11 protein-coding genes are annotated in these 9,687 nt (G+C 57.3%); all 11 read right to left on the bottom strand.

Annotation, left to right across the window (positions count from 1 at the left end; genetic code table 11):
- A partial coding sequence (locus GX108_04480; GenBank protein ID NLO56294.1) for a glycine--tRNA ligase subunit alpha occupies positions 1–311 on the bottom strand: 311 nt, incomplete at its 3' end.
- A gap of 27 nt (positions 312–338) precedes the next feature.
- Positions 339–1,058, bottom strand: a complete 720-nt coding sequence (recO, locus tag GX108_04485) for a DNA repair protein RecO (protein NLO56295.1) — start codon at positions 1,056–1,058, stop codon at positions 339–341.
- Positions 1,059–1,071: 13 nt separating this feature from the next.
- Complete coding sequence (locus GX108_04490; GenBank protein ID NLO56296.1) at positions 1,072–1,983, bottom strand: GTPase Era; 912 nt, start codon at positions 1,981–1,983, stop codon at positions 1,072–1,074.
- Positions 1,980–2,411 (bottom strand): cytidine deaminase, encoded by a 432-nt coding sequence (locus GX108_04495; protein ID NLO56297.1) that lies wholly within the window; start codon positions 2,409–2,411, stop codon positions 1,980–1,982. The genes GX108_04490 and GX108_04495 overlap by 4 nt, the downstream gene beginning before the upstream one ends.
- Positions 2,408–3,691, bottom strand: a complete 1,284-nt coding sequence (locus tag GX108_04500) for an HlyC/CorC family transporter (protein ID NLO56298.1) — start codon at positions 3,689–3,691, stop codon at positions 2,408–2,410. Before GX108_04500 ends, GX108_04495 begins: the two co-directional genes overlap by 4 nt.
- A 17-nt stretch (positions 3,692–3,708) precedes the next feature.
- Positions 3,709–4,239, bottom strand: coding sequence for an rRNA maturation RNase YbeY (ybeY, locus tag GX108_04505; protein ID NLO56299.1), 531 nt, complete (start codon positions 4,237–4,239; stop codon positions 3,709–3,711).
- Entirely contained in the window at positions 4,236–6,296 is a 2,061-nt protein-coding gene (locus GX108_04510) for an HDIG domain-containing protein (GenBank protein ID NLO56300.1), read from the bottom strand. Before GX108_04510 ends, ybeY begins: the two co-directional genes overlap by 4 nt.
- On the bottom strand, positions 6,277–7,287 hold the full coding sequence (locus GX108_04515; GenBank protein ID NLO56301.1) for a PhoH family protein: 1,011 nt from the start codon (positions 7,285–7,287) through the stop codon (positions 6,277–6,279). Before GX108_04515 ends, GX108_04510 begins: the two co-directional genes overlap by 20 nt.
- Entirely contained in the window at positions 7,284–7,520 is a 237-nt protein-coding gene (locus GX108_04520) for a NifU family protein (GenBank protein NLO56302.1), read from the bottom strand. The genes GX108_04515 and GX108_04520 overlap by 4 nt, the downstream gene beginning before the upstream one ends.
- Positions 7,521–7,562: 42 nt before the next feature.
- Positions 7,563–9,035, bottom strand: coding sequence for a pyruvate carboxylase subunit B (locus tag GX108_04525; GenBank protein NLO56303.1), 1,473 nt, complete (start codon positions 9,033–9,035; stop codon positions 7,563–7,565).
- Between the two features lie 44 nt (positions 9,036–9,079).
- The coding region (gene mazG, locus GX108_04530) for a nucleoside triphosphate pyrophosphohydrolase (GenBank protein NLO56304.1) at positions 9,080–9,687 on the bottom strand (608 nt) is incomplete at its 5' end.

Raw genomic sequence — 9,687 nt, forward strand, 5'->3', positions numbered from 1 at the left:
GCCGGTTCTATCCCAAGGGTCCTAAGGCTCTCAAGATAAGTCTCTTGTATTTCCTCCGGGGCGGGTTTAATTACCACCTGGAACTGGTAGTAGTGCTGGAGCCGGTTCGGGTTCTGCCCGTACCTTCCGTCGGCCGGCCGTCTCGATGGTTCCACGTAGGCGACTCTCCAGGGTTCGGGGCCGAGTACCCGCAGGGTGGTAGCCGGATTCATGGTGCCGGCCCCAACCTCGATATCATAGGGTTGATGGATCACGCACCCCTGTTCAGCCCAGAATCTTTGAAGGCGCATCATTATCTCCTGCAGGTTCACCCCGGTATTCCCCCTTCTGGTTCGACGTTACACCCTGTCCGACAGGGTCCTTGCAAGCATCCTGGTGCAGGACTGGACCTTCCTGGGATCGATCCTGGGAAGGTCCTTCATTGTCAGTATCTTCTCGTGATCCAGCACCGAAACCGCGAAGAGTTCACTTTGGTCCCGGGCACTGAGCTTCACCCCGCGCCCGCCGCTGGAGCACTTGGCGCAAAGGAGTGATTCCCCGCGAAAAAGGGCCTCCCCAAGCACGGCGCCACATTCCTGGCAACGCTCGAGGTTGGGAGCGAGGCCCCAGCTCCTCAACCATCTCCAGTAGAAACGCCAATCGGCCAAGTCTTCTCTGAGCCGGCCCGATTCCAGGACACACAGGGACCAGTAAAAAATAGGCAAAAGGTCGTCAGAAGCATGACCCGGAAGTGTATATTTTACCAAAGACGCGGCCCACTCGGCCGCCTTCCTTATACGGGACGGGTACTTTCTCAGTAACAAGAAATCCTTCCGGACATCCACTTCTCTCAAGTACCACCGGTTGGGCCCTCTATATATGTGAAATGTACCCCAAACCAGCGGATCGGTGGCCCCCCCGAGCCTGACCTTGCCCCTGGCCCCGCCGGGGGCGATGAGCCATACCGGCCCCTCTTCCCTGAGGAGGACATAAACGCTCCGATCGCCCTCGTTGGTGTCCCTTCTTCGAAGGACTACCCCGCGTTTGCGGAACAATCTCTGGCCGGCCTTGCCCTCCAAGGAAGCATCCCCTCTAGGTATAGCCCAACCTCCGGAGTTCCTTTTCAGAGTTCCTCCATCCCGGCCTGACCTTGACCCAGAGGTCCAGGTAAACATCGTAACCGAAAACCTCCTCCAATTCCTTTCGGGCGTGCTCACCGATACGCTTGAGTTTCGTACCGCTCCTGCCGATGAGAATGGCCTTCTGACCCGCCCTTTCGACGAAAAGGGTGGCACGTACCAGGAGATTCCTCCTGTCGGGATACTCTTCGGGAGATTTGAATTCCTCCACGACCACCGCGACGCTATGGGGTACCTCCTGATCGGTATGCTCGAGAACCTTTTCCCTGATCACTTCGGCCGCAATGAAGCGCTCGGTGCAGTCCACCAGCCTTTCGTCGTCGAAGATGGGGGGACCGGGGAGCAAAAGAGAAAAAAGAACCTCCAACAGGAGGTCAAGATTACGCCCTTCAAGGGCGGATACGAGCAGGACATGGGCGAATTCCCTCTTACCGGTGAAGCATTTCCAGCCATCGTCCGCCCCGGGGGGGCCCGAGACGTCGACTTTGTTCACGATGAGTACAACGGGGACACGAACCCTTTGCAAGAGGTCCAGGATAATTCCGTCAGCCTTACCGATCCTGCTATCCCCCGCCTCCACCATGAAACACACGACATCGGCCATCTCAAGGGAAACCGCCGCCTGTCTCTCCATGAAACGACCAAGGGTATGAAGGGGCCTGTGAAGCCCCGGTGTATCGACGAAGACGATCTGACCCCGCGGATCGTTCAGCACTGCCCTGATGCTGTTCCTCGTGGTCTGAGGCTTGTCGGAAACTATGGCGGCCTTGCCGCCCACCAGGGCGTTGACCAGCGTCGATTTCCCCACGTTGGGTCTTCCCACGATCGCCACGAAACCGGATCTGAACGCGGGATCCCGGCTCATTCTCTTTCGTCTTTCAGCCTGAAGGGTCTGGGGAAAAGTACCTCCAGTGAAAGGATTTCCAACCCACCGGCGCCGTCTTCAAGGACAATGGTCATGGCGGGGTTGAATTCCGCCAGGACCTGCCTGCAAGCCCCGCAGGGAGGACAGGGGACGCCCGGAGGTCCCGCAACGGCTATGGCCACGGGGTTCGCCGCTCCGCAAGCCACCATCACGGAGATGGCGTTCCTCTCGGCGCACACAGAAAGACCGAAACTACTATTCTCCACGTTGCCGGCCCGGAAGACATCACCGAGCCCAGAGAGCAGGGCGGCACCCACGGGAAAACCCGAGTAGGGTGCGTAGGCCAGCTCTCGCGCAGCCCTCGCTTGTCCCATAAGCGCACCGAGATCAGCCTTGGAAAGGGGTTTTTCTTCGCAAGATGCCTTCATTCGATGACTTCTCCTATCCTGTAAAGGTCATCCAGGGGGATCATCCTGACCAGCTTGATCCTGTGGTCCTCCACTTCCAGGACCTGGAACTCCCAGTGACCGTAGGTGAGCCTTTGCCCCTTGTCGGGGAAACGTCCGGCCAGGGACAAGACCAGCCCCCCGACGCTGTCCATGTCGCTGGATTCAAAGGGGTATCCCACGGCTTCGCTTAGGTCTTCCAGCCCCATCTGTCCCCTGACGAGATAGCTGCCGTCGGGCTCCTTCTGTATCAAGGCGCTTTCGTCGTCGTATTCATCCTGTATCTCACCGACGATCTCCTCGATAAGGTCCTCCAGGGTGACCAGGCCGGCGGTGCCTCCGTATTCATCAATGACGATGGCCATGTGCACCCTCCTCGCCCTCATTACATCGAAGAGGTCGGCTAATCTCATCGTCTCGGGGACGTAAAGCGCCTCCCTGGCAAGGGTGGATACCTGGATCGTTGTGTCGTCCGACATGAAAGCCCCTATCAGGTCTTTAACGTAAAGGATGCCCAGGATATCATCGGGACTTTTCCCATACACCGGGAGCCTGGAGTGCCCACACTCCCTGAAAACCGGGAGGGATTCGTTTATATCGGTATCACCAGGAACCGCCACCATGTCCGTCCTGGGTATCATTATCTCGTAAACCCTGGTTTCCTCGAAGGAAATCACGCCATGGATCATCCTGCGCTCCTCCTCCTCGAAGACACCGGAAGCCTCCCCTATATTGACCATCTGTTCGATCTCCTCCCTGGTCACGAAGGGATGCTGGGAGGACAGGTCCACCTTCAAAAGGGATCCGAGGAACTTGACTATCCCCACGGTAACCCAGATCAGCGGCGAAAAAACCATGTTGATGAACCGGAGAAGGGGGAGGGCACCCGATACGATCCCGTCGGGTTTCAGTATGGCGACGCTCTTGGGAAGTATCTCCCCGAAGATCACTATCACCACCGTGGTGAACGCCACGGCCACGAGGAGGCCCTTCGCCCCGATCAGCGATAACGCCACCTGGGTCGCTACGGCGCTGGCCGCTATGTTGACGAGGTTGTTCCCGATCAGGATGACCGTCAGTGCCCTGGGCATGTCCGAGATCAACCAGTCAATTCCCTTCCTTCTCTTGGGGTTCTTCTCTTGGATCGCGAGAAGTTTGCCGCGGCCTATAGAAGTGATCGCTGTCTCGCTGCTGCTGAAAAAAGCTGAGAAGAGGAGGAGCACGACCAGGATCAGGATGCTTCTAATAATCTCTTCCTGCACCAGCAACTCAATCCTTTCTAATTATGCCCGGGATCCAACCGTTCTTCCGGGGGGGTGAGGCTACGCTTCACTTTTTCCAGGTATTGCTCCTGGAAATACCACATTTCAAGCCTACGCTCCTCTGTCTCGTGATCCCAGCCCAAAAGGTGCAGCAGGCCATGGATCAGGACCAGGGCGAGTTCCTTCGCCGGCGGGTGACCTGCCTCTGAAGCGTTCTCGAACACCCTGGGCAGGCAAATCATTATATCGCCCAGCAGGCACTCGGGCAGGAAAGTCGGGCAGTTAAACTCCCCGCCGGAGACATGGATCGGAAAGGATAGGACGTCCGTAGGTTGGTCTTCCCCCATGAAGCGGCTACTGAGCTCGCTCATCTCATCCTCATCAATGAAGTTCACCGAGAGGAGAAGGTCACCCGACGGATCCCACCCAGGACAAAGAGACCGGAAGATCTCCTCCACTGCTGTCTCCAGCGCGCAGGGTATCCTATCTAAAATCTCGCCTGGCATCAGCCCTCGAGCCTCGCCCGTCACCTCCGTGATGATCCTCATGACACCGTTGCCTCCAGGGTCACGTCTCCCACCTCTTCCAGGGGGGTTATCTTCCTGGTGTGATACATGTGTTTCAGGGTCTCGATGAAGGCGGCCTTTATCCCAGTCAGGTCCCGAAAGGTCAGGGGCACATCGGAAAGTTGGGATTCGGCCACTTTTATTTCTATGACCTCTTCCGTCATTTCTTCCAGTTCTCGTCTGTCGGTTATGGCCGAAGCAGCAGCCCTGACAGCGGCCTCGACCGAATCAGCGAGCATTAGGACTGCCGACTCGCGGCTTGCCGGGCGCTCGCCAGGGTAACAAAACTGCTCCAGGAGAAGGTTAGGATCGGCGGCCTGGGCCTTCCTGTAAAAATAATGAAGGCAGGTGGTCCCATGATGTTCGCCGATAAAGGCCCTGATCTTCTTTGGGATCCCATACTGCCGGGCTGTCTCGAGCCCATCGCGTACATGGGATATTATTATAAGTGCCGAAAGGGAAGGCGCTAGCTCGTCATGGGGGTTGTGTCCCGTCTGCTGATTCTCGACGAAGAACTGGGGTCGCCTGAGCTTGCCCACGTCATGAAAGTAAGCTCCCGCCTTGACCAGGAGAGGATCGATCTTCAACTTTTCCGCGGCGGCTTCAGCCAGCGTACCGACCATCAGGGAATGGTGGTAGGTACCGGGGGCTTCCAACTGGAGCCTTTTGAGTAGAGGGTGCGAAGGATGGGTCAAGTCCACGAGGCGAATGGGCGTAAGAATATCGAAGAATTTTTCCCAGAGGGGCAGAATAACCAGGGTCGACAGGATCCAACCGAAGGCCGAAGCTGAAAGGGTGAAAAGGACTGGGCTTCCGGAGGGCAGGTAAAGACCCCAGCCTATGAAGAAACCCCCGAGAGCCAGGGAGATCCCGAGTAAGAGCATTTTACGCAGAAGTTCCAGGCGGCTTGTGATCTTCCTCATGAGAATGTAGGCCAGGCTAGCCGCTATGCCCGACGTGAATGCCGAAAGCATCAACGCCGTGGACGAGCCTCCCGATGTGATAACCGACCCAATGATTCCTCCCCAAAGGACCAGGTGGAACGCAAAGGATCCCGGTAGAGCGAGGAAAGCCCAACCCGCCAGCGGGATGACCCCCAGGCCGTTCTTTCCCAGCAATGACGAGAGGAACATGGCAATCCAGCCCGTGATGAGGATAGTGATTATAAAACCCCACTCGCGGGCGTCGAAGCGGAACTCCCTACGCCTCGAGAACCACCACATCCATGAGGCCCAGGAAAGGACTCCCGACACTACAAATATCTGGGTCTTCCAGGGGAAGAAGACCTCCGGGTACCCCTGGGCCCGGAGGACGAGAGCTATCTCGGGCGAGATCATTTCGCCCTCCCTGACGATGATGTCTCCCACCGACAGCACCCTTTCAACGGGTTCTACCTCGGAAGCCGCAAGGGCTCTCACCTCCCGGGTTACGTCGGGATCCATGATCATGGCTTTCTCCATGACGTGATCAAGTATCTGGAAGGCGAGGTTCTGCTCCGGAATGGAAAGGTCCGAAGCATCCAGGCTCCTCCACAGGTCATCCGGCGGTAGCTCTGACTCCGCTCCCGGGAGGGTGTCCTGGAAGGATAGGGCGATCCTCGAAGCAACGCTGGCTATCCTTCGGGCTGAGCCCTCGGGAAGGCTCTCCATAATCCGGGCCAGGGATTCGGGCAAAACGGAGCCGTAATCCCCTCTTTCCATAGCGGCAAACTTGCCCCGAACCTCTTCGCGGAACTTCCGGTCCCTTACCAGGACGCCCCCGATATCGGACATCCTTTGTTCCTTCAGGGCTCTTGTAGCGTTCTCATCGACTATCCTCATGCGCGAATGGGCATGGTAGGTCTGGAGGGCGGGGCTGCCGACCTTGAATGAACTTCCTCCCTCCCTCAGGAACCACATGCCCGCGAGGAGGACAGAAGCAAAGGCCGCGAGCATGAAGGTGGCGGCCCAGCGAAGGCGATATCCCCTGTCACCGGCCAGGTAGCCGACTGAAAGATCCTTTCGAGTCGGTGCGGAACCCTTACCGTTGCTTTTTCTCATAATCTTCATAGGCCTGCACAATTTTCTGGACAACTTCATGGCGGACCACGTCGTTCTTACCGAGGGACACGAAGTCGATCGCGGGGATGTCCTTGAGAATATTCCTTACGACCTTGAGACCCGACTCCTTACCCGATGGGAGGTCTATCTGGGTTATATCACCAATGACGACCGCCTTCGATCCGAAACCGAGCCTGGTGAGAAACATCTTCATCTGTTCCGGTGTGGTGTTTTGGGCCTCGTCGAGTATTATGAAACTGTCATTCAGGGTCCTGCCCCTCATGTACGCGAGGGGGGCGATCTCAATGATCTTCTTTTCAACATACTTCGTGAACCTTTCCGGGGAGAACATCTCGTAAAAAGCATCGTAAAGCGGTCTGAGGTAAGGCTCCACCTTCTCCCTCAAGTCGCCGGGGAGGTAGCCTAGACTCTCCCCAGCCTCCACGGCGGGCCGAACCAGGACGACCCTGCTGACCTTGCCCTCCTTGAGGGCAGCCACAGCAAGCCCCACCGCCAAGTAGGTCTTGCCGGTCCCGGCGGGGCCTACAGCGAAGAGGACATCGTTCTTCCGTATGGCATCGACGTAGCGCTTTTGGCCTCCTGTTTTCGGACGCACCGGCTTCCCTCGGTAGGTCAAGCATATCACGTCCTCGTACAGGGGCATAAGATCAACGACACCCTGCTCGGCAAAAGCGTTCATGGCGTAGGTAATCTCGGCAGGCCGGAGAGCATGCCCCTTTCGGACGATATTCACCAGTTGGCGGAGCAGTTTCGTGACCAGGTTCACCACGTCGGCGTCGGGCCCCTGGACAGAAACGGAAAGATCTCTCACGACGAGCCTGACCGGATAACGCTCCTCGATGAGCCTGAGGTTTTCGTCCCTCGGACCCAGGAGACGGGAGAAGGATTCTTCGTCAGCGACCCCAATGGATCCGGCGTCGCCGAGTTCCACCGGTTCAACCGTCGGTTTATCGCCCCTGGCGGACCTCATACCGCCCTGACGACCTTTTCTATCTCGGGCATCTCCTTTCTGACAACGGCTTCCACTTGGGAACGCAGTGTCTCGGCAGCGAAGGGGCAATTACCGCATGCTCCCTTGAGCCGCACGGTCAGCACCCCACCGTCGGGATCATACCTTACAAGTTCGATATCTCCCCCGTGAGACTGAAGGGCGGGCCGGACCTGTTCCTCTATGAGCGATCTCACCTTTTGTTCCGCGTCCATAGAAAACACCTCCAATCATGTGACTACGGACAACTGCAATCCCTACAGCGGGTAAGCCGCGTCTTCCACCAGGGGCTGGAGCCCCACGTCCCTGAGATTTTCCCTGGCAAACTTCCTGACGAGAAAGTCCTTCGCGACGGCCGGGAAGAGGGCGTAGCTCAGGGCGTCCTCGGGCTGCGTTATCCAGGCTCCCATGGTCTTGTAGACGCCGGGCAATTCCGGTTCGAGGACCTCTCCCGGTCGGCAGGTGATCGCCTTTTCGACGCCGATTACCTTCTTCTGGATCGCCTCGTCCAGCGATCCCGGGGGCTTCCCGTAGTATCCGAGGAAGTAGTTCTTTACCTCCTTGGAGACCATCTTCCACCTCTCGCCCATGAGGACATTAAGGGTCGCCTGGGAACCAACCAGCTGGCTCGTAGGCGTGACCAGGGGCGGATAGCCCATCTCCTTCCGGACAAGCGGGACCTCCCTGAGCACATCCTGAAGCCTGTCAAGGGAGTCCTGTTCCCTGAGTTGGCTCACCAGGTTGGAGTACATTCCGCCGGGTATCTGGTAAATGAGAACGTTGATGTCCACCCTTTCAAGACCCATTATCAGCTTGCTGTACTTCTCCCTGAGTTCCTTGAAGTACCTCGACACGGGCACCAGCCTTTCGAGAGTGATGCCGGCCTCGAAATCCTTCCCAGCGAGGGACGCCACGATCGTCTCCGTGGCCGGCTGGCTGGATCCCATCGCGAAGGGCGAGATAGCGCAGTCCACTACATCGGCTCCGGCAAGTATCGCTGCCCAATAAGCCATGGACGCCATACCGCTGGTGTAGTGGGAATGGACCTGCACCGGCAGGGATGTCTTCTTTTTTACCGCCTTTACCAGTTCGAAGGCTTCCACCGGGCCGAGAAGGCCCGCCATATCCTTGATGCATATGGAGTCGGCACCCATCTTCTTCATCTTGAGGGACATGTCCGCGAAAGCTTCCAGGGTGTGCATGGGAGAGATCGTATAGCAGAGACTCATCTGGAGGTGGGAACCCTCCTTCTTGACTTGGTCGGCGGCGACCTCCATGTTCCTAAGGTCGTTCAGGGCATCGAAAACCCTGATTATATCAACGCCGTTGCCGACGGCCCTTTTGACGAACTCTCTCACCACATCGTCGGCGTAATGACGGTAGCCCACTATATTCTGGCCCCGGAGGAGCATCTGGAGCCTTGTCTTGCGGAAGCATTTCCTAAGAGTCCGGAGCCGTTCCCAGGGGTCCTCCTCGAGGAAACGCATGCAGGTGTCAAAAGTGGCGCCCCCCCATACTTCCAGGGAGTGGTACCCAACCTCATCCATCTGTTCCGCCACGGGGATCATGTCCTCGGTCCGCAACCTCGTAGCCATGATAGACTGGTGGGCGTCCCTGAGGGCCGTCTCGGTGATGCCTATCCTTTTCTTCTGGGGCTCCTCGTCTCTCTCTCTCTCTCGTTTCTCCGAAGCGGGAGCGGTTTTCGCCTGCTCCTTCGATCCCACGCTCATTTCGTCACCTCCGACGGATAACCTCTCCTATGCCGCCTTTGCTCTTACTCTCTTTTAGCATCGTTCCACAGGGCTTCCAGCTCCTCAAGCGTAAAATAAGACCAGGGCTTTCCACTGCGTTCGACCCTCTCTTCCATGAATCGGAGACGAGATTCAAATTTCCTGTTCGCCCTCTGGAGGCTGAACTCGGCCTCGATTTTTAAATGCCTTGAGAGGTTCACCAGGGCGAAGAAAAGATCACCGATCTCTTCCTCGATATGATCCCTGTCGCCGGAGACCATCGCCTCCTTGAGCTCTGCCATCTCTTCATTTATCTTATCAATAATCGGCCCGAGGTCACCCTCTTCCCAATCAAAACCCACCTTGGCGGCCCTGTCCTGAATCTGCCTGGATTTAATCAGCGCGGGAAGGCTGGGAGGTATCCCAGCGAAAAGGGAAGAATCCTCCCGCTTGCCCCTCCTTTCACCCTGCTTGATAAGATCCCAGTTCCTGCTGACAACGAAACCGGTTTCTATCATCTCCCCACCGAAAACGTGGGGATGCCTCCTCACCAATTTTTCGTTGAGACATCTTATGGAGTCGGCCAGATCGAAAAGACCTTCCTCCATACATACCTGAGCGACGAAAACCACCTGAAGAAGCAGGTCGCCGC

The organism is Thermovirga sp., from assembly GCA_012523215.1.
GTDB lineage: Bacteria > Synergistota > Synergistia > Synergistales > Thermovirgaceae > 58-81.